Raw genomic sequence first — 23,949 nt, forward strand, 5'->3', positions numbered from 1 at the left:
TTATGGAATATTCATTTGAATTTAAAAGAGACCCTTTAGGATACTTAAGAATAGTTCTTCCTACAGAACTAGAATACTTTTCTGATTTCATTGAAGACATTGTTTCGGTGAATGAAGCTGATGAATACTTAAAAATTATTCAAGAAGTATTGGATGGCACGTCTGAAGGATATGAGATTCAATTAAACACCACCATTGCATATATAAAAAAAGATAAAACAGTAGTAGAACACCTATATACAGAAAGTGAAAACGACAAAAGTTCCATGGAAACAGAAAAACTTAAAAACCTTATGCTTGTTTGGAGAGACAAGATCCCGGAAAGGTATAAGAGCGTTGATTGAGGCTTTTAATCCTTTAGGCCCCTTGGAAATTCAAGGGACCTTTTTTCACTTCGCCAACAGTTTGCCAACAACTCGCGAATTTGATAAACCAGCTTTATTAAAGCAAAGTAAAAAACCCTTGCTGCGCAAGGGTTTAAGCTATGATTCCGACTGGGCTCGAACCAGCGACCTCTACCCTGTCAAGGTAGCGCTCTCCCAGCTGAGCTACGGAATCATGATATGTATGTGTTGCTGGGTATGTTGTTGTCTTTCTGACAAGTTCTATTATATAACCTTCCCTTCTATTCGTCAACTGCTTTTTCAGAAAAACTTTTTTCGGACTTGCTGTTATGTTCATCGGCTATTATAATATGTCTTAATTTTCTAACAATAGGGGTGATGGGGTTTTGCATTCTTTGATTTCTTCTGATGATGTATGGGTATTATGGGGATTTATTGCGGTGTGGGCGGCAGTGAGCATCTGGCTGGAGCAGCGGTTTAAGTGGGCTTCCGCTGTGTCAGGGGCTATTATCGCACTGGCAGGTGCAATGGTGTTTACAAATATAGGAGTGCTTCCTGTTGAATCGCCTGTATACGACACCGTATGGTCATATGTAGTGCCGCTTGCGATTCCTCTTTTGCTGTTTCAGATCAATGTGCGGCAGATTTTTAAGGAAAGCAGGCGTTTGCTGTTTATTTTTCTTATAAGCTCCTTAGGGACAGTGGTTGGCAGCATCATCGCTTTTTTTCTATTAAAACAGCATATTCCCTATCTAGATAAGATCGGCGGGATGATCAGTGCCTCCTATATTGGCGGCGGGATTAATTTTGCGGCGATGGCTGCGAAATTTGAGACACCGGGCGAATATGTGTCGGCAACGGTTGTGGCAGATAACTTTATGATGGCGCTGTTGTTTTTTATTTTAATCAGCATTCCCGCACTCAAATGGTTTCGCCGGCATTATGCGATGCCGTTTGAAGATCAGGCAAAAGCGGAAGGAAACAGTGGTAACAGCGCGGAAAGCTATTGGAAGCGGAAAGACATTTCATTAAAGGACATTGCCTTTAACGCTGGAGCTGCTTTTGCTCTTGTTGCGGTAAGCGGTAAGGTTTCCGGCTATTTCAAAATTACGTTCTCTCACCCCCTTTTGACCGGGACGCTTGGCGATCAGTACCTCGTGCTTACGTCTTTATCCGTTCTTATCATCTTTCTGTTCCCTCGTTTTTTTGAAAGGCTCAATGGATCTCAGGAGCTTGGCACCTACTTGATTTATTTGTTTTTTGTGGTGATTGGCATTCCTGCAGATCTCCGGTTAATCATCACAAATGCGCCTCTTATTCTCTTATTTGTCTTTATCATCGCCATCAGCAATTTAGCGGTTTCCTTAGCTGTCGGTAAATTGTTCCGCGTGCGCCTTGAGGAAATTCTGCTTGCCGTAAACGCCACAGTCGGCGGCCCTACGACAGCAGCTGCGATGGCGATTGCCAAAGGATGGCGGGAGCTTGTTGCACCGATTATGCTGGTCGGCACACTCGGCTACTTGATCGGCAATTATGTTGGCACCTTTATGGGAAATTGGTTTTCTTCCTTTTTATAAAAAGGATTTTCACACTTTCCTCAGAATACTATGTAAGAGAAACGGAGAGATCACTGTATGTTAAAAGGACATACCATTTATATAAGACCTTTAGAAACAGAAGATGCTGAAGAGAATCTTCGGCTGCAAAGCGAAAACCGGGCATTTTTTGAACAGTTCTCCATGATTCGCGCAGACGATTACTATACGATTGAAGGGCAGAGAAAAAGGATCGAACAATATCAGCAAAGGCTGGTAAATGACCAAGAGTATCACTTCGGCATCTTCACAAATAAAGACCATACATTAATCGGGACGGTTTCCCTTTTCCAAATCATCCGCGGAGCGCTGCAATGCGCGTTTATTGGATACTTTTTAGATAAAGCCCATAACGGAAAGGGCCTTATGACAGAGGCGGTCAGACTGATTGTTGATTATGCGTTTCACGATTTGAAACTGCATCGCATTGAAGCCGGTGTCATGCCTCGCAATCTGGGGTCCATGCGCGTATTAGAAAAAGCGGGATTTCATAAAGAGGGTATTGCCCGAAAAAACGTGAAAATCAATGGAAAATGGGAGGATCATCAAGTACTGGCGATTCTGAATCCTGATGATGAAAAATAAAAAAGAAGCCGGGATATCGCCCGGCTTCTTTTTTAACGCGCAGCTACGGGCGCAATTTCTTTCAGCGCTTGTTCGAAATCACGTTCTAAATCATCTGCATGTTCGACTCCCACACTTAGACGGAGCAGGCCGTCTGTGATGCCGCGTTTTTCACGCTCTTCCTTAGGCATTGCCGCGTGAGACATCGTTGCCGGATAGGACAAAATCGATTCGACGGCGCCAAGGCTCACAGCAAAGACCGGAAGTGATACATTCTCTACTAATTTCTTAACGGCCTTTTTGCTTTCAAGCTCAAAAGAAAGCACAGCACCCGCTCCCATCGACTGACTTTTATGGGTTTGGGCCCCCGGATGATCAGACAGCCCCGGATAATACACGCGTTTCACCGCCGGATGCTTCTGGAAAAATTCCGCAAGCCGCTGCGCTGTTTGGCTCGCTTTTTCTAAACGGACCTGCAATGTTTTTAAGCCGCGCAACACGAGCCAGCAATCTTGCACGCCAAGGACGGCGCCGAACGAGTTTTGCAGCTTATACAGCTGCTTCCCAAGTTCTTCATCCTTGACAGCAGCCAGTCCTGACAGCACATCGCTGTGTCCGCTCAGGAATTTTGTTGCGCTGTGAAGCACGATATCCACGCCGAGATCAAGCGGACGCTGCAGTGCCGGTGTCATGAAAGTATTATCCAGAAAGGTCAGACAGCCGTTTTCTTTTGCAAGCTGGACAACCGCTTTAATATCAGTAATTCCAAGTGTCGGATTTGACGGTGTCTCCATATAAATGACCTTTGTGTTTGGCTGGATATTCCGCGCCACTTCGTTGATATCCGTCATATCAACAAACGTGTGCTCAATGCCAAAACGGGTCAAAACCTCTGTCACCATGCGGAAGGTTCCGCCGTATACATCTTCTGTCACAAGAACGTGATCGCCCTGTGAGAGAAGTAAAAATGCTGTTGAGATCGCAGCCATGCCTGAACTGAAAGCAAACCCTCTCGTTCCGCCTTCCAGTGCGGCAATTGTTTCTTCGAGAGCTGTTCTTGTCGGCGTGCCTGAGCGGCTGTAATCATATGCGCCAAATTCTTCAAATGAAGATTGATGGAAGGTCGATGCGTGCTGGATCGGTACACTGACCGCCCCGGTTGCACCGTCTGTTTTAAATGGATTGTGCACGAGCTGGGTTTCCAGCGTCCAATTGTGATTACTCAAATGAAACAGCTCCCTCTTTGACCTGACATAACGCCTGTTTTAGGTCCTCTTTTAAATCTTCCGCATGTTCAATTCCGACTGAAAAACGCAGCAGACGATTGCAGACACCGTTTGCGATACGGATTTCTTCAGGAATATCCATGTGCGTCTGTGTGGCAGGGTATGTAATAAAGCTCTCCACCCCGCCGAGGCTTTCTGCAAAGCAAATCGTTTTCAGTGCTTTTAGAAATGGATTCACCCACTCTTCTTTTTGCAGACGGAAGGACAGCATGCCTCCTTTTCCCGGGTAAAGCACATCCTTGATTTCTTCTTGCTTCTCTAAAAAGGCCGTAAGCTCTTGCGCGTTCGCCTGATGCTGGCGCATTCTGAGACTGAGCGTCTTCATTCCTCTCATCAAAAGCCATGAGTCAAACGGAGGCAAGACGGCGCCGATGGCGTTTTGATGCTGAAACATTTCTTCTCCAAGCTGTTCATCCTTGACAACAACAAGCCCCGCAAGCAGATCGTTATGCCCGCCTAAATATTTGGTTGCGCTGTGAATGACAATGTCGGCTCCAAGCTCAAGCGGACGCTGCAAAACCGGTGTATAAAATGTGTTGTCAACAATCACCAGAAGATCGTGCTCTTTTGAAATCCGAGCGATCTTTTCAATGTCCGCCTCCTGCATCAGCGGATTTGTCGGTGTTTCCACAAACACCGCTTTTGTATTTGGTGTAATCTTGGAGCGTAAACAGTCCTCATCGCTGAAATCATCATAATAAAAGGTCAAGCCGTATTTTTTCCATTCATTTTCAAACAGACGGTACGTGCCCCCATACAAATCCGATGAAACGATCAGTTCATCCCCGCTTTTAAACAGTGCCATAATCGTTTGAATCGCTGCCATTCCCGAACTGAAGGCAAGCCCTCTCGCTCCGTTTTCTAAACTGGCAATCGCGTCCTCAACAAGCTGGCGTGTCGGGTTTTTTGTCCGAACATAATCAAATCCGGTCGATTCGCCGATCCCTCTGTGGCGGTATGCTGTTGATAAATAAATAGGGGGACTCACTGTTCCCGTTACTTCGTCGCTTCGGTTTCCGATTTGGGCTAATTTCGTTTCAACGTGCTGTGACATATAGCTGACACCTTCCCTTTTCAAAATAAAAACCCCTTCTTCATAAGAAGAAGGGGTTTAACGCTTCTTCTTATCTTCCAAGCATAGTACGCTTGCTGGATTTAGCACCTTGGCGCTTTGCACGTATGCAAAACAAGCCGGTTGCTGAGGTTTCTAAGGGCCAGTCCCTCCACCTCTCACGATAAGAAATATCGATTTCAATTTTCTGATTGTTTTATATTAGCGCAATTTGCAGTTTATTTCAATACTTTTTTCTTCGGGCACCGAACTGTTTAAAGAGAGAAATTTCTAATAATTCATGGTACAATAATTTCAAACGCAAGAAAGTCTAGTGATGTCCTGGAGGAATGTATTATGGCACCGAAAAACGGCACAGTTCAAGAAAAGAAGCTCTTTTCAAAAGAGCTTAACGAGGAAATGACAGTACTCGTTTATCTGCCGTCAAACTACTCCCCTCTTTATAAATATCATCTTATTATCGCGCAGGACGGCCACGATTATTTCAGGCTGGGGAGAATCGGCAGACAAGTGGAGGAATTGCTGTCCAAAAGAGAAATAGACCGATGCATTATTATCGGTGTTCCTTACAAGGATGTAAAAGAACGCAGAAAAACCTATCATCCGGAAGGTTCTAAGTTTTCGGCATATAAACGATTTATTGCCCACGAGCTAGTTCCTTTTGCGGACCATGAATTTCCGACGTACCAAGTCGGCTACGGGCGGACACTGATCGGTGATTCTCTCGGAGCGACCGTTTCTCTTATGACAGCGCTTGATTATCCGAATATGTTTGGTAACATCATCATGCAGTCTCCCTATGTAGATCAACATGTATTAAAAGCCGTGAAACAGTCAGACGACATTAAACACCTCTCTCTTTATCACCAAATCGGAACAAAAGAAACAGACGTCCATACGACAGACGGCAATATTTTGGACTTCACAGAACCGAATCAGGAGCTGAAAAAGCTTTTGGAGGAAAAGCTTTCCGATTATTATTTTGAGCCATTTGACGGAGACCACAAGTGGACATACTGGCAGCCGCTCATTACGCCGGCTCTGAAAAAAATGCTCTAACATACTTTATTTTCAGGAGGGACATACTATGAAATACGGAATTGTTTTATTTCCATCAAAAAAACTGCAAGATCTCGCGAACTCTTACAGAAAGCGCTATGATCCGAGCTATTCCCTGATCCCGCCTCATTTGACGCTGAGATCTTCATTTGAATTTACAGAAGAGGAAGCCGGTGAATTGGTATCACAATTGAGAGAAATCGCTAAAGAATCTCATCCAATTGTTCTCAAAATGACCAAATACAGTTCTTTTGCGCCTGTCAATAATGTCATTTACATTAAAGCAGAACCGACGGAAGAATTAAAAACACTGAATGAAAAACTTTACACCGGTGTATTAGCCGGTAATCAGGAATACAATTTTGTTCCGCATGTGACGGTCGGCCAAAACCTTTCCGACGATGAGCATTCGGATGTATTAGGGCAGTTAAAAATGCAGGAAGTATCTCATGAAGAAATTGTTGACCGTTTTCATCTGCTGTATCAATTGGAAAACGGTTCGTGGACGGTATATGAAACGTTCCTGTTAGGCGGAGGAGAATAAACGATTGGAAGCAGTTATCGCAAAAAATGAAGAACAAATGAAAGATGCATTTTATGTAAGAAAAGAAGTCTTTGTCAAAGAACAAAACGTACCAGCTGAAGAAGAAATTGATGAGCTAGAAAACGAATCAGAGCATATTGTGGTATATGACGGAGATCAGCCGGTCGGCGCCGGAAGATGGCGGCTAAAAAACGGATACGGCAAATTAGAGCGAATTTGTGTCTTAAAAAGCCACCGCTCAGCCGGTGTCGGCGGCATCATTATGAAAGCGCTGGAAAAAGCGGCAGCAGACGGCGGTGCTTCAGGTTTTATGTTAAATGCGCAGACACAAGCAGTGCCATTTTACAAAAAACATGGATATCGGGTGCTGTCTGAAGAGGAATTTCTCGATGCCGGCATTCCCCATTTGCAAATGATTAAGGATTAAACACCATCCGGGTCTTCTGAGATCCGGATTTTTTCGCATATAAAAAACCGCTCTCTCATGTGAACGGTTTTTTATACATATCGATTAATAGATGTGCCTATCCCTTTTTCTCGAAATCTTTTATAAAGAGAGCGCTTACGTTTTGCCTCGTTTACTTTCCTTTCAGCAGCCGTTAGATTCTCCTGCTGCTTTTCAAGTTCCTTGTATACCCGCTGAAATGGGACATAGCTGATCTTCTCTGTTCCGGCATAATCCTGTTTATGGCCTATTGTGCGATTGGCATATTGAGCGTATTGCTGGTTCTGAATTTGACCTGCATATATCATACGATCCCCACCCTTCTGCTGTTCTTTTCCCTTAAACTTACTTTTTGAAACACGTTTCTTTTGATATGATAGTCTTTGTCTGTAATGAACACCTTTTTATTGGGAGGACCCCTTTTTGAAATGCGCCCGACTGAATGATCGAACAATACATTTACATACATATTCGAGAGAACATTATCAATTCCTCTATGAAGAAGGAATAAAAGGGAATTTATTTTGTTCTCATTGCGGAAAGCCTGTTTTGTTAAGGCTCAACATCGCTGAACCGCCTGCATTTATTCACCGGCAGCCTGGTGATTTCCCGGCGTGTGAGGAAGCCTGCGAACCGAAACCGGCGAAAGAAGAGAGAAAAGAAGACTTTCAGGAATCCGGCGTCTTTCGTTTGCCTAAAGGAAAAGCGATATCAGCTGATCCGGCACCCGGTGTCACGGAATGGCAGACTCCAAGACATATTAAACCTGGTACACCTTTTATAAAAAGACCGGAAACACCTGATATGAGCCTTTTTCCGACTGTCGGCTTAAACACAGATCAGCTGAAAGCTGTCACGGAAACGGAAGGCCCTTTATTGGTGCTTGCCGGTGCAGGAAGCGGAAAAACACGTGTGCTGACCGCGCGCGCTGCCCACATGATCGAACACTTAGACATACCGCCGGAACATATGCTGCTTGTCACCTTTACAACAAAAGCCGTCGCGGAAATGAAAGATCGCATGGCGAAGCAGTACGGATTACAGCCGTCAAAAGTCAGAAGACTTGTCACCGGAACATTCCACAGCTTGTTTTATAAAATCCTATATCACTATGATTCTGCCAAATGGAATGGCGAACATTTGCTTAAAATGGAGTGGCAAAAGGAACAATATATGAAAAAAGCACTCTATGAAGAAGGCGTAGATGAGAAAGAGTTCCCTGTCGATCAGGCTTTGCAGCAAATCGGCTTCTGGAAAAACACTTATTTGCCGAATGAACATATTCCTTTAAAGGATGAGTGGGAAAAACAAGTCTACCGCCTATACGAATATTATGAGCGCCAGAAAAAAGAACACCGCCAATTTGATTTTGATGATATGGCGTCAGCCTGCTATGAACTGTTTATAGAACGGCCTGACCTTCTGGAGCAATATCAATCTAGGTTTACGTATATTTTAATCGATGAGTTTCAGGACATTAATCCGGTTCAATATAAAATCATGCAAATGCTGGCGAGTCCGGAACAAAACCTGTGCTGTGTCGGTGACGATGATCAGTCAATCTATGCGTTTCGCGGCAGCAGCCCTTCTTTTATTCTGGATTTTCAAAAGGATTATCCCGGTGCCAAAACAATCTATTTAACAGCGAACTACCGTTCAACACATCCGATCGTTTCCAGTGCTGATATTGTCGTGAAAAAGAACAAAAACAGGTATGCCAAGATGCTGGAAGCCGCACGTGACGACGCGCAGGTCCCTGTGCTGTTTTATCCTTATGACGAAGAAGAAGAAGCGACAATGGTGGTTTCCGATATGAAAGAAAAAATTCAAAACGGCGCAAAACCTGAAGATTTTGCGGTTCTCTACCGGACAAACAGCGCCGGCCGCGCCATTTATGAAAGGCTTCATCAATCATCCATTCCGTATACCGCAGATCGCGGCGTCCAGTCCTTTTACAGCAGAAGGATCGTCCGCCAGATACTCGCATACTTGTACGCAAGCCAAAACGAGGATGATACTGAAGCGATTAAGCACTTGCTGCCTGCCTTATTTCTAAAACAGTCTGCTTTAAACACGCTGAAGGCGCTCTCGATTACCGAGGACTGCTCCATGATCAAAGCGCTGGCCAAATTGCCGGATCTGAAGCCGTTCCAGCTGGATAAAATCAAAAAAATCGTGCCCTTTTTCGCAAGCATCCGCACCATGAAGCCGGTGGAAGCCATTACCTTTGCCGAAGGAAAAATGGGCTTCTCCGAATACTTAAAAAAACGGGGCAACGAAGGAAATAAGCTGGAAAAAGGCTCTGATGACCTGCGTGACGTCAAGGTTGTCGCCAAAAAATTCAAAACCATCCCTGACTTTCTCGCCCATGTCGATCACATGCGGGCTGCTGAAAAAAACAAAACGGATGAAAACGGCGTTCAGCTGATGACCATTCACCGGTCAAAGGGTCTCGAATTCAAAACCGTCTATGTATTAGGCACGGTAGACGGCTCCATCCCGCATGATTTCTCACTAGAAACAGCGAGAAAGGGAGACGAAGCTCCGCTTGAGGAAGAAAGACGCCTTCTGTACGTTGCAATGACACGGGCCAAACAGCATTTATATTTGTCTTGTCCCGCAAACAGGCGCGGCAAAACCGCCCACCGTTCAAGGTTTTTGTATCCTCTTTTGCAGCAAACGAAACAGCCTTTGCCCAAATAAACAGCCCGGCAGTGATACTGCCGGGTTTTTCACTGTAAAAAAGGCCCGCTGCCCAGGCCATCCGCTTATTTATTATCCAGCATTTTAGAAATCGTTCCAAAATCAAGCTTTTCTTTTCCGCTTGTAATGGACTGGACAATCTTATCTTCCATTTCTTTCGGCACGCGTCTGTTTGCCAGCTGCGCCACGCGTTTAATGACGCTGCGGACTGTGTTTTCATCTTTAAAATTGGCGTTTTGGAGTGATCCTGCAAGATTCATGACATCCTGCATGTTCACGCCTGTTTTCTTTTCAATGTTCTTAAAAAATTGATTATCCATGATACGCCTCCTTTTGGCGGAGTAATACAGTATTGTATGAACGCTTTACGCATAATGTGATGGTTCACAATCAAAAAATAAGGTACTGATTTAAAAAGCAGCAAAGGGTACACAATGTAAGGAAGAAGCACGGAAATCATCCGCACTTCCTCCTTCATTCATTTCTTAGTAGTTAAAAAAAGATGCACCTACGATGATGAGAAGAATGAACAGTACGACCACAAGAACGAATGTTGAACCGTAACCGCCGCCTGAATATCCTCCAGCATAACCGCCGCCGTAGCAGCAGCCTCCGTAACCAAATCCCATAACTAAGCACCTCCTTTACTCTCTATACACTATGTGAGACATCATGATCGGCTTGGATATACGCATAGGGCGTTTGCGGATTTATGATGGATCATGCTGAGCCTGCCGTTTTTTCAGTAAGTCTTCCGTCTTTTCAGCCAATTCTTCAATTTCTTGTTCAAACGACAGGCCGGCTTCGTCAAATAAAGCCAGTTCCTTTTCAATATGTTTGATCGTCTTGTCATGTTTGTTTTGCTTTTGATCGTGCGGTCCATACCTGCCCTCTATGAATTTTTCAAACTCGTTCATGAGATCCCCTCCCTCTCATGACATATGCTGAGCGAATCAACATTGTTAAAAAAACAAAAAACCGGACATCTCCGGTCTCTTGTCAGTGTCAGGCTATTGAGGTTTTTTCTTTTTATTGCCGCACCCGCAGCCTTTCTTTTTGATCTTTTTTGTTTGATACGATGAATCTGTATATGGAGTTTTTTGGGAAGGTTTGTTAAATTGATTCACTTTGATCCCTTCCTTTCCTTATGTCATATATGCTATTTTATGCGATTACTGACGGAAAGTTGCTGATGGGAATGCCTCATTCCTGCAGCCATTTTGATACAAGGGTTTCAATAATACCGGCCAGCCCTGCGATCGCCAGCAGCAAAACCAGCCACTGGGCCGCCTCTGGAATAAAGGCCTGGCATAAAATCAAAAAGCCGGCGCACCACACGCCTGTGCACCAATAGCAGCTCAGCAATTCACCGATAAACGCCCTCACACCCGTTCCCTTTATGACAATATACGTTTCAATGTTCCCGTCCGCATCCTTTTCCTCCTTCTCTTCATGAAAAAGGCTGCGAAGCGGCGCCATAATCGTATCAAACACGAAAAGACGCGCGAGCCGGAAGACCGCAAGCGAAAGAAGGAAAAGAGACAGCCAATTGATAACCACTGGTTCACTCCTTTCATCATCCCCTTCACATATATGCAGAAACCCTAGCTTTCATGAATTTGTATCTTGTCCTGTTGAAAATTGGTTATTTTTCTTATTCCGCTCTGCACCTCTTCTGCATTATATACAGTATGGATAAGAAAGGAGTGAAGGTTATGTCATTTGAAGAAAAAGTTGAATCCCTGCATCCTGAAATATTTGAGCAATTATCTAGCGAATTCGAGCAGCAGATCGAAGTCATTGATTGCGAAAATATCACAATAGATACGTCACATATAACAGCTGCCCTTTCTATACAAGCCTTGGTCACAACAATGATTATCCTGGCAACACAGCTCGTCATCGCCGACGAGAACTTAGCTGACGCAGTCGCAAGCGAAATACTCATCCTCGATAACTCCCAAATCAAAAAAAGAACCATCATTAAAATTATCAACAGCCGAAACATCAAAATTACTTTATCTGCCGACGAAATAATAACCTTTGTACAAATTTTGCTTCAGGTGCTAAACAGCATTCTCAATGAACTTGACGTCCTTTAACCCTTTCTTTTCATAAACTTAAAAGTCGAGGTGAAAACAAATGTCAGATAACGATAAATTCAAAGAAGAGCTTGCAAAGCTGCCGGAAGCTGACCCAATGACGAAAATGCTTGTTCAAAATATCTTTCTTAAACACGGCGTCACGAAAGACAAAATGAAAAAAGTATCAGATGAAGAAAAAGAAATGCTCTTGAATCTGGTAAAAGACTTGCAGGCTAAATCAGCTGCATTAGTTGAAAATCAAAAGAAGAAAAAAGAAGAAGCAGCCGCGCAAGAGAAAAAGAACGAAAAACCGCTAAGCCGCAGAGAGCAATTAATTGAACAGCTCAGACAAAGACGGCAAAACAATAACAATTCAAACCAATCATAAAAAATAGGGTTCTTCATCAGGATATATGCCTCAGTCAAAGTAAGAGGCTCGCTCATTTAATAACAGTAAAAGAAAAGGAGGAATAGATATGGAAAGCAGACCATACTCTTGGGTTGCACTTGATCCTGACTGTGACCATCCGTTAGACGAAAAAGAAAAAGATAAAAAAGAAGAAAGAAAATGTCATTGCGATGTTTGCTGTAATGGCAATGGATTCGGCGACGACAATGCTTTTATCAATCAAGATCTGGCTCAGGCAAATCTTAACAAACAAGTCTCCGATGAGACAATTATTATCAGAGACTCTTGTGACATCAACGTTACATCAACAGACGTTCAAGCCGTTACATCAGTTGTAACTGCAATTAATGCCGCTGTCGTAACAGCAACTCTCACATCCATTGCAGATGGTGTAATCGCTGAATTAGTCGCACAAGATTTACTGCAGCTGACAGCTAACAAGCAAGTAAACCGCCAAAAACTTCTCATCGAATGCTCCCGGGGCGTAAACGTCTCAACAGTAGATGTCGATATTGCAACACTTGTCTCTACAGCAACAAACACTCTCATTGCCATCCTAGTTATCACACTCGTCCTCTAGGACCTAAAAGCAGAGCTAAAACGCTCTGCTTTTTCTTATTTTCCCAGCATATGATGAATATATAGACGTTCACCCACACCAAGTGAGGCACGAGTACATATGTTGTTAAGGACTAAAGTCAAATACCCTATAAAGAAGGAGCTGAAATCAATGAGCTGCGGAAAAACCCATGGCCGGCATGAGAACTGTGTATGCGATGCAGTGGAAAAGATTTTAGCAGAGCAGGAGGCAGTTGAAGAACAGTGTCCGACTGGCTGCTATACCAACCTTTTAAACCCTACGATTGCTGGAAAAGACACAATTCCGTTTCTCGTTTTTGATAAAAAAGGCGGATTGTTCTCCACATTCGGAAACGTGGGGGGATTTGTGGATGATATGCAATGCTTTGAATCCATTTTCTTCCGCGTTGAAAAATTATGCGATTGCTGTGCAACACTTTCTATTTTACGCCCGGTCGATGTCAAAGGCGATACCTTAAGTGTTTGCCACCCTTGCGACCCGGATTTCTTCGGGCTAGAAAAAACAGATTTTTGCATCGAAGTGGACCTCGGATGCTTCTGTGCGATTCAATGCCTGTCACCAGAGTTAGTTGACAGAACTTCGCCTCATAAAGATAAAAAGCATCATCACAATGGATAAACACTTGTAAAGAGGAATCCCCTTCCAAGCTCTATTACAGGTGCAAATTATTCAGCTGCTTCGAAAGTGAGGCAGCTGACTCTCCATCATTTCGCCAGTCTCAAAATTACAAGGCAGGAGGGATAATATGAGCCAGAAAACATCAAGCTGCGTGCGTGAAGCGGTAGAACAAATTGAAGATCTGCAAAACGCGGTTGAGGAGGATTGCCCGACCGGCTGCCACTCCAAGCTTTTGTCTGTAAGCCATTCATTAGGCAATACAGTGCCTTTTGCAATATTTACATCAAAATCAAAGCCTTTAGTCGCCTTCGGTAATGTCGGCGAGCTGGATAACGGACCTTGCTTTAATACAGTATTTTTTAGAGTTGAAAAAGTTCATGGCAGCTGCGCAACGCTATCCTTATTAATCGCTTTTGACGAACACAAACACATTTTGGACTTCACCGATAAAGACACGATTTGTGAAGTGTTCCGACTTGAAAAAACGCACTACTGCATTGAAGTGGATTTAGACTGCTTCTGCGCGATTAATTGCTTAAATCCCCGTTTAATCAATCGAACACATCATCATTCATGATAAGGCGGAAAAGCTTGCAGATTTGCAGGCTTTTCTCTATGTAAAAAAGCTGCCGGAACGATCTGCCGGGCAGCTTTTTGCTTTCATTAAAAACCTAACGGGTGCAGAGATGTGATATCATCGATCGCCAGCTCAGTCGGAGCGCCGTTTCCGGTCGTCCGAAGCAGAACGGAATCATTTCTTCTTCCGACAATCACGCCTCTGTACGTTTTCCCATTGGCTTCAATCAGACAAAGCGCTCTCGGCATGTTATGCGGCAGTTTTGTTAAAAAGTCGATTTTTTCATGGATGGACATCTTGCTCATCGGTTTTTTCACTTTTCTGGCCGGCGGTGTCTTTTCTTCAGCTTTAGCTGCATTATGAACGGCCTCCGGTTCCTTTTCAGGCTTACGGGCTTCAGGTGCAGGCTCTTCCTTTTTTTCCGCTTCCTGAGGTTGCTGTTTGGCGGTGTCTTCAATTGCCTGCGGCTCTTCTAACGGTTCCTGCTGCTTTTTCTGGTTCTCCGGCTCTCTCGCCTCTTGTTTTTGCTGACTCACTTGTTCCTCTGCCTGTTTTTTCTCTGTTTGCTGAGCATCTTTTGCCTGAATGTCTTCCCGCTCTTTTTCCTCTGTTTCAATTGCACCTTTTACCTGAATGTCTTCCCGCTCTTTTTCATGATAAACCGGCTGTTCCTCTGCTTTTGTCGGAGCCGGTTTGGCTTTTCTTTTAATGACGATCTCCTGCATGGACGAGCGTGTTTCCATATAATCCGGCTGAACAATATACATGAGCGGTTTTTTATCCGCGTTTCTTTTCTTATTAGACATCTTCATCCCTCCGATTCTGTCATATTCTATCTATATGACAGAATGCTGAAAATCAGAAGAAATAAAAAAGCAATCCCTATTTGGGACTGCTTGATGGTGAATCTGCTTAGCGGGCAGTGATATGGAAACCTGAATCAACATGAAGATTTTCACCTGTGATGCCTCGGGACATATCGCTAAATAAAAATGCTGCTGTATCTCCCACCTCTTCAGGTGTAGTCGTGCGGCGTAGCGGCGCACGCTCTTCAATGTCTTTTAAGATGGAGTTGAAGTCACTGATGCCTTTAGCAGACAATGTTCTGATCGGACCAGCAGAAATGCTGTTAACGCGGATATTTTCTTTTCCTAAGTCAGCAGCTAAGTACTTCACACTTGCGTCAAGAGAAGCTTTCGCTACACCCATCACGTTGTAGTTCGGCATAACGAGCTCTCCGCCAAGGTAAGTCAGCGTTACGATGCTTCCGCCTTCAGTCATCATCGGACGCGCCGCTTTTGCGACAGCGGTCAGTGAGTATGAGCTGATGTTGTGAGCTAGAAGGAAGCCCTCACGATTTGTGTTTAAGTATTCGCCGACAAGCTCTTCTTTGTTGGCAAACGCGATACAATGCGCGATACCGTGGATCACACCGACCTGCTCCTTAATGCTTGCGAAACAAGTTTCGATTTCCGCGTCGTTTGTCACGTCGCAAGGAAGGATAATGGAATCGTTTCGCTCCAAAGTTCCAGCGAGTTCATGAACAGATTTCTCCAGGCGTTCACCTGCATATGTGAAAATCAATCGTGCGCCCGCTTCATGTAAAGAGCGCGCAATTCCCCAAGCGATACTGCGTTTGTTGGCTACTCCCATAACAACAATGTTGCGGCCTTCAAGTGAAAAATTCATATGTATAAAGCCTCCTATATTTGTTAAAGACATAGTATTAGTACCTGATCTTAATACCTATCATATCATAACCTTGTCCAGATGAAAAGCGCATACCAAAGTCAAACATGAAAGAGACCCCCATAAGCAGGTGGTCTCATCGGTTTATTTTTATACTGTTTCGTTTAAAAGCGAAATGATTTGTCGGTCCGTGGCCCGATCCGATGCCGAGCGTATTTTCCACAGCTTCGCGGACAAAGTTGGCAGCAACCTCGAATGCCTGATGGATGCTGTCTCCTTTAGCGGTTTGGGCTGTTAAAGCCGCAGCAAAGGTGCAGCCTGTGCCATGCGTATGCTTCGTATCGATATAAGGATGGCTGATTTGCATAAACATGTTTCCATCAAAAAGAAGGTCAGTAATGTGATTGTCCTCAGGCTGGTGCCCACCTTTGATAATCACATGCTGCGCACCCATCTTCACCAGCTGTTCCGCAGCTTTCTTCCGGTCATCAAGCGAACGGATCGCCATACCCGTCAGCGCTTCTGCTTCCGGCACATTCGGCGTGATCGCATAGCTTCTTGGAATCAGCAGCTCCTTCAGCGTAGCGATTGATTCATCGCGAAGCAAGGACGCCCCGCCCTTCGCGATCATAACCGGATCAACGATCACCCGGCTTAATTCGTATTGATCAATTTTTCTTGCCACTTCTTCAATCATTTCCGCATTCCAAAGCATTCCTGTTTTTACGGCGTCCGGTCTCAAATCCTCCGCCACAGCGTCAATTTGCTCTCTCAATGCCTCTGCAGTCAGTGGATACACACCGTGGACGCCAAGTGTATTTTGAGCAGTTACCGCCGTAATGGCAGACATTCCGAATACACCAAGCTCCTGAAAGGTTTTAATATCTGCCTGTATCCCCGCGCCGCCGCCTGAGTCAGAGCCGGCGATTGTCAAGGCTTTATATATACTCATCAAACTACACTCCTTTTATTACCCAATCCATTTATGATAGATGGATTTTGCCCTGGCAATATCATTTGTTCCATGGATCAATGCTCTGCCGTCCCTAAACAGCACCATTTTCATGTCATCCGAGCGGCAGGAAATTAAATACGGATTCGCTGCTACTTCCAGCCCCGCCTGCCTCAGCTGCCCCGCCAACACGTCAAGATCTGCTTCTTTTGTGAAAGAGGATCTGATTTGCACCGTGTTTCTGCCGCACAATACTGCTGCTTTCGTTTGGTTTTCGTATGATAAAAACGGAAAATCCTTTGTGCCGCAGCTTGGACACGAGTCATCTTTAAGTCCCGCTGCTCTTACCTCTGACCGCTCATTGTTCCACAGGTCAAAGGAGCGCAGCACGGGCTCGCATTCCTCTCCCGTCAGCAGTTTCAGGGCGTCTGTCACCTGAAGGACAGCAACCTGCAGAACAGCCGGGCTGATAATGCCGGCTGTGTCGCATGTCGCACCGCCAATCGGAAGAGTATCGAGTAAACAATGAAGGCAGGGTGTTACTCCCGGCAATACAGTAAACGTGAGACCGTAGCTCCCTACACAAGCGCCGTAAAGAAACGGAATGCCTTCTTTCACCGCAGCATCGTTCACAATGAGCCGGGTTTCAAAATTATCGGCGGCATCTACAATGATTGATGCGCCGCGAATCAGCTCCGATACGTTTTCTGCTGTGACATCCATGACAAGTCCGGTCACATCCACATCACTGTTAATGGAACGAAGACGCTGCTCAGCAGCTGCTGCTTTCGGCAGTTCCTTTTTGACATCATTTTCTGTGTAAAGCTGCTGGCGCTGCAGATTGCTCCATTCGACGTAATCTCTATCGGCGATTTTCACCGATCCGACTCCCGCTCTCACCAGCATCTCTGCGCTGGCTGTTCCCAGTGCGCCGGCGCCGATGATCACAACGCGCGCCTCTCTCAGTTTCTTCTGGCCTTCGGGGCCGATTGGAGCAAACAGCTCCTGTCTGGAATACCTGTCCGTCATACAGGAAGACCTTCTCCCGGACTGCTAGCCGTCCCATATGACTTGGCTGGAATGCGGCCTGCTTCATAAGATAGACGTCCTGCTTCTACCGCGAGCTTCATGGCGTGTGCCATTTTCACCGGATCGTTCGCACCTGATACGGCCGTATTCAGCAGTACGCCGTCCGCTCCAAGCTCCATTGCATATGCCGCATCTTTTGGCGATCCGATTCCGGCATCCACGATGACAGGCACTTTCGCCTGTTCAATGATAAATGACAGATTCAGAGGATTTAAAATCCCCTGTCCCGATCCAATCGGAGAAGCCCCCGGCATAATGGCATGAACACCAAGCTCTTCAAGCTTTCTCGCCAGTACCACATCATCCGAAGTGTACGGCAGCACAATGAACCCTTCTTCAAGAAGCTGTTCAGACGCTTTTAACGTTTCCACAGGATCGGGCAGCAAGGAGCGGCTGCACCCGATGACTTCGACTTTAATCATGTCACAAAGCCCGGATGCCTTCGCAAGCCGTGCAATTCGAACTGCTTCTTCCGCCGTGCTGGCGCCTGCTGTATTTGGCAGAAGCGTATATTTTGATAAATCAAGCTGCTCCAGAAAATTAGGCTGAGACGCTTCAAAGATATTCATTCTCCGCACAGCAAATGTTAAAATATCAGACTCTGAAACAGCCACCGCTTCCTTTTGAATGTCAAACGATGGATATTTTCCCGTGCCCAGCAGCAACCTTGATTGAAATTGTTTCCCGCCAATTGTTAGCATTCTCATCCGCCTCCTACAAAATGGACAATTTCGATGACATCACGATCAGAAAGCTCTACCTCGTGATATTGTTCTTTACCGATAATTTCTTTATTTCTTTCAACGATCACGATTTTATTTTCAAGCTGATAAGACGCAAGCAAATCCTGAATCGTACCTGTGTCTCTATCCCACTCAACTTGTTTACCGTTCAGCTGAAGCATCATATCTGAACCGCCTCCTTGCGATCAATTCGAAAGGCGTGCAGCCAGTCTGCCTTGACCTCTTTATTCATAATGAGATCACCGATTAAAGCACCCGTTGCAGGAGCAAGCAGAATCCCGTTTCTGAAATGGCCCGCCGCAAATAAAATGCGGCTGTCCTCAGGGTGTCTGCCAATGTATGGTTTTCCGTCCTTTGTCCCCGGACGCAGTCCCGCCCAAAAACGATCAACCTTCATATTCTGAATCGCCGGCAACATCGTTTTCGCTTTTTCCATAACCGACTGAAGTCCGCCAAGATCCGGCTTATCGCTCCAATCACCAGGCTTCATCGTCGCGCCGACAACCAGTCTGCCGCTTTTTCTCGGTACGATATAGCAATGATCATGATAAAGTGTTTTTGTCAGCGGAATATCATCATTCCAAACAGACAGGCACTCTCCTTTTACAGGAAAAAATGACTGGTTCAACCCGAGCTGTTTAAAAAACATCCCGCTCCAGACCCCGCTGGCAACCACGACATGGTCCGCATGCACGTCACCGGAACCCGTTTTGATCAAAATGGATTCACCGCCACGCGTCACATCGAGAACGGGAGTATGCTCAAAAATATCCGTACCAAGCGCTTTAGCCGATTTAGCGTATGCCTTGCACACAAAATAAGGCTCAACATGAACATCGTCCTGAATAAAGCTCGCCCCGTAAATCTCACCGGCCGTATACGGCTCTTTTTCCAGCACTTCTTCTTTTGTATGCCAGCTGACAGTATGCAAATCGTCCATCCGTCTCAAGCGGGACACGTCTTCTTCGGAGAATGCAAGCTTAAACATACCGCCTTCATGCCTTCTGATATCAATGCCGGATAAGGCAAGTAGCTCCTCTCCAAGACCCTGATACAAACGCTGACTGTGCATGGCGAAATCAAAAAACGCATCCCGCTCCTCGCACTCGGCATGGGCGCCAAGCATCCCTGCCGCGGCGCTTGTTGTTCTGCCGCCGATTGTTCCGCTTTCAAGCAATGCGGTGTTTTTCTTTTCTTTTGCCAACTGATAAGCTATCGCGGAACCAATAATTCCGCCTCCAATGACAACTGCATCATAATGCCTTTTCATACTGAATCTCCTTTAGCTTGCGGGAATATCGTCTGGCAGCTTCCAAAGGATCATCGGAAGAAAAAATTCCGGACATGACAGCGATACCGTCTGAACCTGCTTGTTTCACTTCTCTTAATCTGGCAGGTGTCATTCCGCCAATTGCAATAACCGGAATCGAGATCCTCTGTTTGATTTCTGAAAGCAAAGACACGCCTCTGCCATCAAGGCCTTGTTTGCAATCCGTTTCAAACACATGGCCGAACAAAACATAATCAGCGTCTTCCTTTTCTGCCTGAAGCGCTTCCTCCAGTGAATGCACCGATCGCCCAATGTGCAGGTGAGGAAATCTGGCTCTTACTTGTTTCGGCGAAAAGCTGCTGCTCGGCAGCTGAACGCGGTGAATATTTGAAAAAAGCGCAATATCAACCCGGCCATTCATCACCAGCTTTTGCTTATCAACACCGCCTTCAGAAATAAGCTCCAGCAGTTTCAAAATGTCAGCCGCCGATTTAGACCGTTCACGAATATGGATGAAATCAACCTCATCCTGAATGGCTATAATTGATCTCATTAGATCTTCAACCGGCTTGCGGTCATCAGTTATGGCGTGCAGCTCCAAGCCCTTCCACCTCTTTTACGCCGCTGTCTGACCAGCCTTCTTTTCGATAAGCCATTCCCCAGAACTGATATTCATAATAGCTCGAAATAACGAAATTCTCTTTCATCTTGGCACGCACTTCCTCTGTGCTGTTTTCCGCCAGCTCATCCAGGCGGTTAATTTGTTCTTCCACCTGCTGTCTGAACCAGTCACCGCCGTATGTGCTAATCCACTTCTGGTAAATCGGATGCCCCGGATCACATGTCAGCAATTTCTCACCAACCTCATAATAAAGCCAATAGCACGGGAGAAGAGCTGCCAAGATTTCTGCAAAATTCCCGCTCAAAACCGAACGGTACATATGGGATGTATAGGAGTAAGCGGTAGGAGATGGCTTAAATGACTTCCGTTCTTCCTCACTGATTTCCAAAAGCTCCGTAAACTCGCGATGAAGCGCCATCTCCGCTTCATATGTACCTTGAGCATGGCTGGCCATGCGTCCTGTTGTATAAAGATCCTTTGCATAAGCGGCACCGAACGATTGCACCTTTGCAAAATGAGTTAAATAGTAAGAATCCTGAAGCACGTAATATTTAAAGCGGTCGATCGGGAGAGTTCCGTCACCGATCCCCTGAACAAATGGATGGACAAAGCTGCCTTCCCACCATTCTGCGGCTGCACTGCGGCATTCTTCTGAAAACTTCACACGTCATTCCCCCTGTCTGATAATAAAAAAACCACTTTCCCGCAAGGAAAAGTGGTTTGGAATTGGCATAGTTATATAACACAAATACCGCTCCACTTCCCTACGCAGGTCTGAACCTGTTCAAGTTATGAGGGTCTAAAAGTCACACTTTTATCTCAGCCCTTATAAAGGACACCCCTAGTGGTTTTACGAATGCATATTGAATTGTTCTGCCCCTCTATATTAACACGAATCCTTATTTGGTCAAGATATTATCCTTCCAATGTTTTCTTAAGATCGGTTACGTACCCGCGTGATCCGGTGACAATTAAGCGGTCTCCGATTTTCAGTCTTGTATCGCCGTGAGGAACGATGCTGTCGACACCCCGGAAAATCCTGACAAAAATCACGTCGCCTGTTAAAGGGAATTCACGGAGAATCACGCCGTCGTATTTGCTGTTTTCCATATTAATTTGATACAGCGAAGACTCTTGGTTCGTGAGCAGTTTCATGACGCCAGGCGCTTCTATCAGCGCGCGAAGCAGCGTTTTGGTCGACAGCAAGATGGAAAAGATGCTGATGCCCTGCTCTTTCAATTTCGCTTCGTTCTCCGGTGATCCGGTGCTGGCAATGACTCTTTCTGTTCCTTTTTCTTTGGCGTATAGTGCGATGTCCGTATTCATGTCTTCATCCCCTGTCGCCACCACAAGGATTTCTGTATCAAATATACCGAGTGATTCAAGGGTTTGATGCTCATAATCAGAAATCGTTTCGACGGAAAATACTGAGTCTGACAGCTTTTCCTCAGCGTTTTCTTGATAAACGTGCACGACACGCACTTCATACTCGTTCTCAGGCAATTCAAGTGTCACAGGCAGTGTCATTTGATTAGCGCCGATAAATGTGATCTTCTTTTTCTCCTCCGGCTGCTCCTGTTTTTTGTACAGCTTTTTAAAACCGACCGGCGTAAAAATACTTGCAATAACCGCCACCAGCGTAAGCGCTCCTGACATATTCGCGCTGATTACATGAAGCTGCTGGCCGATTGTCGCAGCGGCAATCACAAGAGAAAGCGTTGATGTCAGCAGGAAACCAGACGCCAAAATTGTGCGGTTATCATACCATTTCTTCAAGTACAGGACAGGAAGAATTTTGCTTACTAACAGCGCCATAAGCAACAGCGGAATCATCACTAAAATTTTCGGGTCCTGAAAAAGTGTCCAAATATCCAATTTTACACCGACCATCACAAAGAAAATCGGTATTAAGAACCCGTAGCCGAAGGAATCAAGTTGCTGAACCAGTTCCTTGTTCGGCGAGAGCAGGGAAACAAGCACGCCCGCTAAGAAAGCGCCGAGAATATTTTCTGCTCCCAGTGATTCAGACAGAGCCACCAGTACGATAATTAAGGTGAAAATAGCACGAGTCCCGATCTGGATCGTCCCTTTTGACATGGACTGAACAAAAGAACGGTGTTTGAAGACCCGGCCGAAAAAGTAAAGCACTACTCCGGCTGCGAACAGGATCATCAAGAGCCACATGTTTCCGCTGTCCTCTCCGTATAGAGAAGAAAATACAGCAAGAAGAATCATAGTGACCAAGTCAGCAATCACAGCAACAAGCAGGATAATCTGCCCGATGTTTGAATCCATGATCCGTTCTTCCTTTAAGGTTGGAACAACAACACCTAACGAAATCGTAGAAATAATAAGCGTCATTAAAAAAGCATTTTGGATAAATCCGGCCAAGACGAACCCATAGGACAGCAGCAATGATAAAATAAAAATACCGATAAAAATAATGGATGCTGTGGCAAATGTATTGGGTGCTTCCTTGCCGTTTTGCAGAAACTGCTTTTTCTTTCCTCTCTCAAAGGATGAAAAATCAATTTCAAGCCCGCTTAAAAACATTAAAAAGATAAATCCGAGCATAGAGAGCGTCTGCAGCCAAGTATCACCCTCCACAACTAAATTAAGACCGCTTTTTCCTATAATCAATCCCATAATAATTTCAGCAACTACAACAGGGATGCTGAGTTTAAACCGATGCAAAAGGATGGGAGTTAAAAATGCAACGATAAGTACGACAACTAATGATGCGACAGATGTATGCGCCATAATCTGAACCTCCTTTTTAAAAAACATAACGCGATTTTAACAAGGGTGATGATGAAAAATAAAGTAATAAGGTCTCATTTTTTTTAGAAAATGATTCTTCTATAATTTGCACATAAAAGCTGGTGATGACTCACAGCAATTTGCTTCATAATAAATAAAATCATGAGTAAGGAGGATGCTGCATGGCTTACTACGATATAATCAGCGATATTCATGGCTGCTACGATGAAATGACAGCCCTGATAGAAAAACTTGGATACACAATAAAAAATGGATTGCCTGTACATGATGAAGGCAGGATGCTTGTTTTTGCCGGGGATTTGACAGACCGAGGCCCTAAATCAATTGAAGTCATCCGCTTTGTAGCGGGCGCTTATGAACAAGGAGCAGTGCGTTATGTCCCGGGAAATCATTGCAACAAGCTGTACCGCTACTTAAAAGGAAATCCCGTTAAAGTGATGCACGGTCTTGAAACAACTGCGGCAGAGCTTAAAGCACTTTCTGAAGAAGAAAGAAGAAAAGTCAGCGAACAATTTATGAAGCTTTATGAAACTGCGCCGCTTTACGACATCTTACATAATGGAGAATTGGTTGTCGCCCATGCTGGCATAAAGGCTGACGATATCGGCAAAAACACAAGGAGAGTAAAGGACTTTGTGCTTTACGGCGATGTGACGGGTGAAACGTATCCGGACGGCAGACCCGTCAGGAGGGATTGGGCCGCCGCCTATAATGGGAAAGCATGGGTTGTATACGGACACACACCTGTTAAAGAGCCCCGCATCATAAATCGCACCATTAACATTGATACGGGCTGTGTGTTTGGGAATGAACTGACGGCCTTGCGTTTTCCCGAACTGGAGACAGTCTCCGTTCCAAGCTCTATGCCCTATGACGAATCTAGATTTCGCCCCATATAAAAA

The 23,949-nt window shown here is 45.1% G+C and carries 30 protein-coding genes, 1 tRNA gene and 2 riboswitches; of the genes, 13 read left to right on the forward strand and 18 right to left on the reverse strand.

Annotated features, from left to right (window positions below):
* The first annotated feature begins 2 nt into the window (after nucleotides 1-2).
* Nucleotides 3-344: a tRNA-Val4 gene (locus DIC78_RS03595; RefSeq protein ID WP_127695454.1), complete on the forward strand. Its 342-nt coding sequence runs from the start codon at nucleotides 3-5 to the stop codon at nucleotides 342-344.
* A gap of 141 nt (nucleotides 345-485) precedes the next feature.
* Here DIC78_RS03595 and DIC78_RS03600 read toward each other — a convergent pair.
* Nucleotides 486-558, reverse strand: a tRNA-Val gene (locus tag DIC78_RS03600).
* Between the two features lie 172 nt (nucleotides 559-730).
* On the opposite strand from DIC78_RS03600, the gene DIC78_RS03605 reads away from it, so the two are divergent.
* Both DIC78_RS03605 and DIC78_RS03610 read left to right on the forward strand, forming a co-directional pair.
* Entirely contained in the window at nucleotides 731-1,921 is a 1,191-nt protein-coding gene (locus DIC78_RS03605) for a DUF819 family protein (protein ID WP_127695456.1), read from the forward strand.
* A 57-nt stretch (nucleotides 1,922-1,978) separates the two neighbouring features.
* On the forward strand, nucleotides 1,979-2,524 hold the full coding sequence (locus DIC78_RS03610) for a GNAT family N-acetyltransferase (protein WP_101860793.1): 546 nt from the start codon (nucleotides 1,979-1,981) through the stop codon (nucleotides 2,522-2,524).
* A 32-nt stretch (nucleotides 2,525-2,556) separates the two neighbouring features.
* Here the strand turns inward: DIC78_RS03610 and metC are convergent, their stop codons facing one another.
* Nucleotides 2,557-3,729 (reverse strand): cystathionine beta-lyase, encoded by a 1,173-nt coding sequence (metC, locus tag DIC78_RS03615; RefSeq protein WP_106020532.1) that lies wholly within the window; start codon nucleotides 3,727-3,729, stop codon nucleotides 2,557-2,559.
* Entirely contained in the window at nucleotides 3,722-4,843 is a 1,122-nt protein-coding gene (gene metI / locus DIC78_RS03620) for a cystathionine gamma-synthase/O-acetylhomoserine thiolyase (protein ID WP_127696907.1), read from the reverse strand. Before metI ends, metC begins: the two co-directional genes overlap by 8 nt.
* A 67-nt stretch (nucleotides 4,844-4,910) precedes the next feature.
* Nucleotides 4,911-5,031: riboswitch (SAM riboswitch) on the reverse strand.
* A gap of 166 nt (nucleotides 5,032-5,197) precedes the next feature.
* On the opposite strand from metI, the gene DIC78_RS03625 reads away from it, so the two are divergent.
* The 3 genes from DIC78_RS03625 to DIC78_RS03635 are packed head-to-tail and all read left to right on the forward strand — an operon-like array spanning nucleotide 5,198 to nucleotide 6,891.
* Nucleotides 5,198-5,920 carry an esterase family protein gene (locus DIC78_RS03625; protein ID WP_095713602.1) on the forward strand — a complete coding sequence of 241 codons (723 nt, stop codon included), beginning with the start codon at nucleotides 5,198-5,200 and terminating at the stop codon, nucleotides 5,918-5,920.
* Nucleotides 5,921-5,948: 28 nt separating this feature from the next.
* Nucleotides 5,949-6,464: a YjcG family protein gene (locus tag DIC78_RS03630; protein ID WP_010333788.1), complete on the forward strand. Its 516-nt coding sequence runs from the start codon at nucleotides 5,949-5,951 to the stop codon at nucleotides 6,462-6,464.
* A gap of 4 nt (nucleotides 6,465-6,468) precedes the next feature.
* Nucleotides 6,469-6,891, forward strand: a complete 423-nt coding sequence (locus DIC78_RS03635; protein ID WP_010333787.1) for a GNAT family N-acetyltransferase — start codon at nucleotides 6,469-6,471, stop codon at nucleotides 6,889-6,891.
* A 71-nt stretch (nucleotides 6,892-6,962) separates the two neighbouring features.
* Here DIC78_RS03635 and DIC78_RS03640 read toward each other — a convergent pair whose 3' ends face one another.
* Nucleotides 6,963-7,217 (reverse strand): hypothetical protein, encoded by a 255-nt coding sequence (locus DIC78_RS03640; RefSeq protein WP_095713603.1) that lies wholly within the window; start codon nucleotides 7,215-7,217, stop codon nucleotides 6,963-6,965.
* 115 nt (nucleotides 7,218-7,332) lie between these two features.
* Between DIC78_RS03640 and DIC78_RS03645 the strand changes: the two genes are divergently transcribed.
* The gene (locus DIC78_RS03645; RefSeq protein ID WP_127695458.1) at nucleotides 7,333-9,612 is read left to right on the forward strand and encodes an ATP-dependent helicase; all 2,280 of its coding nucleotides are present in this window, start codon (nucleotides 7,333-7,335) and stop codon (nucleotides 9,610-9,612) included.
* 65 nt (nucleotides 9,613-9,677) lie between these two features.
* Here the strand turns inward: DIC78_RS03645 and spoVIF are convergent, their stop codons facing one another.
* The 4 genes from spoVIF to DIC78_RS03665 all read right to left on the reverse strand — a co-directional run bounded on the left by spoVIF (nucleotide 9,678) and on the right by DIC78_RS03665 (nucleotide 11,172).
* Complete coding sequence (spoVIF, locus tag DIC78_RS03650; protein ID WP_010333784.1) at nucleotides 9,678-9,932, reverse strand: sporulation-specific transcription regulator SpoVIF; 255 nt, start codon at nucleotides 9,930-9,932, stop codon at nucleotides 9,678-9,680.
* Between the two features lie 165 nt (nucleotides 9,933-10,097).
* Nucleotides 10,098-10,241, reverse strand: coding sequence for a YjcZ family sporulation protein (locus tag DIC78_RS03655; RefSeq protein ID WP_106020534.1), 144 nt, complete (start codon nucleotides 10,239-10,241; stop codon nucleotides 10,098-10,100).
* Nucleotides 10,242-10,322: 81 nt separating this feature from the next.
* On the reverse strand, nucleotides 10,323-10,529 hold the full coding sequence (locus DIC78_RS03660) for a hypothetical protein (RefSeq protein ID WP_059352740.1): 207 nt from the start codon (nucleotides 10,527-10,529) through the stop codon (nucleotides 10,323-10,325).
* 286 nt (nucleotides 10,530-10,815) lie between these two features.
* Nucleotides 10,816-11,172, reverse strand: a complete 357-nt coding sequence (locus tag DIC78_RS03665; protein WP_010333781.1) for a DUF1360 domain-containing protein — start codon at nucleotides 11,170-11,172, stop codon at nucleotides 10,816-10,818.
* A gap of 155 nt (nucleotides 11,173-11,327) precedes the next feature.
* On the opposite strand from DIC78_RS03665, the gene cotV reads away from it, so the two are divergent.
* From cotV to cotZ, 5 genes are all read left to right on the forward strand, one after another.
* The gene (gene cotV, locus DIC78_RS03670) at nucleotides 11,328-11,714 is read left to right on the forward strand and encodes a spore coat protein CotV (RefSeq protein WP_105953710.1); all 387 of its coding nucleotides are present in this window, start codon (nucleotides 11,328-11,330) and stop codon (nucleotides 11,712-11,714) included.
* Between the two features lie 40 nt (nucleotides 11,715-11,754).
* Nucleotides 11,755-12,084, forward strand: coding sequence for a spore coat protein CotW (gene cotW, locus DIC78_RS03675; RefSeq protein WP_095713606.1), 330 nt, complete (start codon nucleotides 11,755-11,757; stop codon nucleotides 12,082-12,084).
* A gap of 88 nt (nucleotides 12,085-12,172) precedes the next feature.
* Nucleotides 12,173-12,685 carry a spore coat protein CotX gene (gene cotX, locus DIC78_RS03680; protein ID WP_127695460.1) on the forward strand — a complete coding sequence of 171 codons (513 nt, stop codon included), beginning with the start codon at nucleotides 12,173-12,175 and terminating at the stop codon, nucleotides 12,683-12,685.
* Nucleotides 12,686-12,835: 150 nt separating this feature from the next.
* Nucleotides 12,836-13,324, forward strand: coding sequence for a spore coat protein CotY (gene cotY, locus DIC78_RS03685; protein WP_003239243.1), 489 nt, complete (start codon nucleotides 12,836-12,838; stop codon nucleotides 13,322-13,324).
* Between the two features lie 127 nt (nucleotides 13,325-13,451).
* A complete protein-coding gene (gene cotZ / locus DIC78_RS03690; RefSeq protein WP_106020536.1) occupies nucleotides 13,452-13,901 on the forward strand; it encodes a spore coat protein CotZ in 450 nt (149 codons plus the stop codon).
* 86 nt (nucleotides 13,902-13,987) lie between these two features.
* Here the strand turns inward: cotZ and cotO are convergent, their stop codons facing one another.
* The 10 genes from cotO to DIC78_RS03740 all read right to left on the reverse strand — a co-directional run bounded on the left by cotO (nucleotide 13,988) and on the right by DIC78_RS03740 (nucleotide 23,026).
* Nucleotides 13,988-14,713 carry a spore coat protein CotO gene (cotO, locus tag DIC78_RS03695; protein ID WP_081638279.1) on the reverse strand — a complete coding sequence of 242 codons (726 nt, stop codon included), beginning with the start codon at nucleotides 14,711-14,713 and terminating at the stop codon, nucleotides 13,988-13,990.
* Between the two features lie 100 nt (nucleotides 14,714-14,813).
* Nucleotides 14,814-15,590 carry an enoyl-ACP reductase FabI gene (gene fabI / locus DIC78_RS03700; RefSeq protein ID WP_024120941.1) on the reverse strand — a complete coding sequence of 259 codons (777 nt, stop codon included), beginning with the start codon at nucleotides 15,588-15,590 and terminating at the stop codon, nucleotides 14,814-14,816.
* A gap of 136 nt (nucleotides 15,591-15,726) precedes the next feature.
* Nucleotides 15,727-16,542: a bifunctional hydroxymethylpyrimidine kinase/phosphomethylpyrimidine kinase gene (gene thiD / locus DIC78_RS03705; RefSeq protein WP_024120940.1), complete on the reverse strand. Its 816-nt coding sequence runs from the start codon at nucleotides 16,540-16,542 to the stop codon at nucleotides 15,727-15,729.
* A gap of 18 nt (nucleotides 16,543-16,560) precedes the next feature.
* Nucleotides 16,561-17,571: a thiazole biosynthesis adenylyltransferase ThiF gene (thiF, locus tag DIC78_RS03710; RefSeq protein WP_101863863.1), complete on the reverse strand. Its 1,011-nt coding sequence runs from the start codon at nucleotides 17,569-17,571 to the stop codon at nucleotides 16,561-16,563.
* The gene (gene thiG / locus DIC78_RS03715) at nucleotides 17,568-18,338 is read right to left on the reverse strand and encodes a thiazole synthase (protein WP_081638278.1); all 771 of its coding nucleotides are present in this window, start codon (nucleotides 18,336-18,338) and stop codon (nucleotides 17,568-17,570) included. The genes thiF and thiG overlap by 4 nt, the downstream gene beginning before the upstream one ends.
* A complete protein-coding gene (gene thiS, locus DIC78_RS03720) occupies nucleotides 18,335-18,535 on the reverse strand; it encodes a sulfur carrier protein ThiS (RefSeq protein WP_081638285.1) in 201 nt (66 codons plus the stop codon). The genes thiG and thiS overlap by 4 nt, the downstream gene beginning before the upstream one ends.
* Nucleotides 18,535-19,644 (reverse strand): glycine oxidase ThiO, encoded by a 1,110-nt coding sequence (gene thiO / locus DIC78_RS03725; RefSeq protein WP_106020538.1) that lies wholly within the window; start codon nucleotides 19,642-19,644, stop codon nucleotides 18,535-18,537. Before thiO ends, thiS begins: the two co-directional genes overlap by 1 nt.
* Nucleotides 19,628-20,245, reverse strand: a complete 618-nt coding sequence (gene tenI / locus DIC78_RS03730; RefSeq protein ID WP_095713613.1) for a thiazole tautomerase TenI — start codon at nucleotides 20,243-20,245, stop codon at nucleotides 19,628-19,630. The genes thiO and tenI overlap by 17 nt, the downstream gene beginning before the upstream one ends.
* Nucleotides 20,223-20,930: a thiaminase II gene (tenA, locus tag DIC78_RS03735; RefSeq protein ID WP_044156371.1), complete on the reverse strand. Its 708-nt coding sequence runs from the start codon at nucleotides 20,928-20,930 to the stop codon at nucleotides 20,223-20,225. The genes tenI and tenA overlap by 23 nt, the downstream gene beginning before the upstream one ends.
* An 80-nt stretch (nucleotides 20,931-21,010) precedes the next feature.
* Nucleotides 21,011-21,119, reverse strand: a riboswitch (TPP riboswitch).
* Nucleotides 21,120-21,181: 62 nt separating this feature from the next.
* Entirely contained in the window at nucleotides 21,182-23,026 is a 1,845-nt protein-coding gene (locus tag DIC78_RS03740) for a monovalent cation:proton antiporter family protein (RefSeq protein ID WP_105953717.1), read from the reverse strand.
* Nucleotides 23,027-23,208: 182 nt separating this feature from the next.
* On the opposite strand from DIC78_RS03740, the gene prpE reads away from it, so the two are divergent.
* Nucleotides 23,209-23,946 (forward strand): bis(5'-nucleosyl)-tetraphosphatase PrpE, encoded by a 738-nt coding sequence (prpE, locus tag DIC78_RS03745; RefSeq protein ID WP_024120932.1) that lies wholly within the window; start codon nucleotides 23,209-23,211, stop codon nucleotides 23,944-23,946.
* Nucleotides 23,947-23,949: the final 3 nt, after the last annotated feature.

It is taken from the genome of Bacillus halotolerans (assembly GCF_004006435.1).
Taxonomy (GTDB): Bacteria; Bacillota; Bacilli; order Bacillales; family Bacillaceae; genus Bacillus; species Bacillus halotolerans.

Coding starts and splice junctions, on each gene's coding strand:
- DIC78_RS03595 (WP_127695454.1), top strand. CDS start 3: ATGGAATATTCATTTGAATTTAAAAGAGACCCTTTAGGATACTTAAGA.
- DIC78_RS03610 (WP_101860793.1), top strand. CDS start 1,979: ATGTTAAAAGGACATACCATTTATATAAGACCTTTAGAAACAGAAGAT.
- metI (WP_127696907.1), bottom strand. CDS start 4,843: ATGTCACAGCACGTTGAAACGAAATTAGCCCAAATCGGAAACCGAAGC.
- DIC78_RS03625 (WP_095713602.1), top strand. CDS start 5,198: ATGGCACCGAAAAACGGCACAGTTCAAGAAAAGAAGCTCTTTTCAAAA.
- DIC78_RS03630 (WP_010333788.1), top strand. CDS start 5,949: ATGAAATACGGAATTGTTTTATTTCCATCAAAAAAACTGCAAGATCTC.
- DIC78_RS03640 (WP_095713603.1), bottom strand. CDS start 7,217: ATGATATATGCAGGTCAAATTCAGAACCAGCAATACGCTCAATATGCC.
- spoVIF (WP_010333784.1), bottom strand. CDS start 9,932: ATGGATAATCAATTTTTTAAGAACATTGAAAAGAAAACAGGCGTGAAC.
- DIC78_RS03655 (WP_106020534.1), bottom strand. CDS start 10,241: ATGGGATTTGGTTACGGAGGCTGCTGCTACGGCGGCGGTTATGCTGGA.
- DIC78_RS03660 (WP_059352740.1), bottom strand. CDS start 10,529: ATGAACGAGTTTGAAAAATTCATAGAGGGCAGGTATGGACCGCACGAT.
- cotV (WP_105953710.1), top strand. CDS start 11,328: ATGTCATTTGAAGAAAAAGTTGAATCCCTGCATCCTGAAATATTTGAG.
- cotW (WP_095713606.1), top strand. CDS start 11,755: ATGTCAGATAACGATAAATTCAAAGAAGAGCTTGCAAAGCTGCCGGAA.
- cotX (WP_127695460.1), top strand. CDS start 12,173: ATGGAAAGCAGACCATACTCTTGGGTTGCACTTGATCCTGACTGTGAC.
- cotY (WP_003239243.1), top strand. CDS start 12,836: ATGAGCTGCGGAAAAACCCATGGCCGGCATGAGAACTGTGTATGCGAT.
- cotZ (WP_106020536.1), top strand. CDS start 13,452: ATGAGCCAGAAAACATCAAGCTGCGTGCGTGAAGCGGTAGAACAAATT.
- cotO (WP_081638279.1), bottom strand. CDS start 14,713: ATGAAGATGTCTAATAAGAAAAGAAACGCGGATAAAAAACCGCTCATG.
- fabI (WP_024120941.1), bottom strand. CDS start 15,590: ATGAATTTTTCACTTGAAGGCCGCAACATTGTTGTTATGGGAGTAGCC.
- thiD (WP_024120940.1), bottom strand. CDS start 16,542: ATGAGTATATATAAAGCCTTGACAATCGCCGGCTCTGACTCAGGCGGC.
- thiF (WP_101863863.1), bottom strand. CDS start 17,571: ATGACGGACAGGTATTCCAGACAGGAGCTGTTTGCTCCAATCGGCCCC.
- thiG (WP_081638278.1), bottom strand. CDS start 18,338: ATGAGAATGCTAACAATTGGCGGGAAACAATTTCAATCAAGGTTGCTG.
- thiS (WP_081638285.1), bottom strand. CDS start 18,535: ATGCTTCAGCTGAACGGTAAACAAGTTGAGTGGGATAGAGACACAGGT.
- thiO (WP_106020538.1), bottom strand. CDS start 19,644: ATGAAAAGGCATTATGATGCAGTTGTCATTGGAGGCGGAATTATTGGT.
- DIC78_RS03740 (WP_105953717.1), bottom strand. CDS start 23,026: ATGGCGCATACATCTGTCGCATCATTAGTTGTCGTACTTATCGTTGCA.
- prpE (WP_024120932.1), top strand. CDS start 23,209: ATGGCTTACTACGATATAATCAGCGATATTCATGGCTGCTACGATGAA.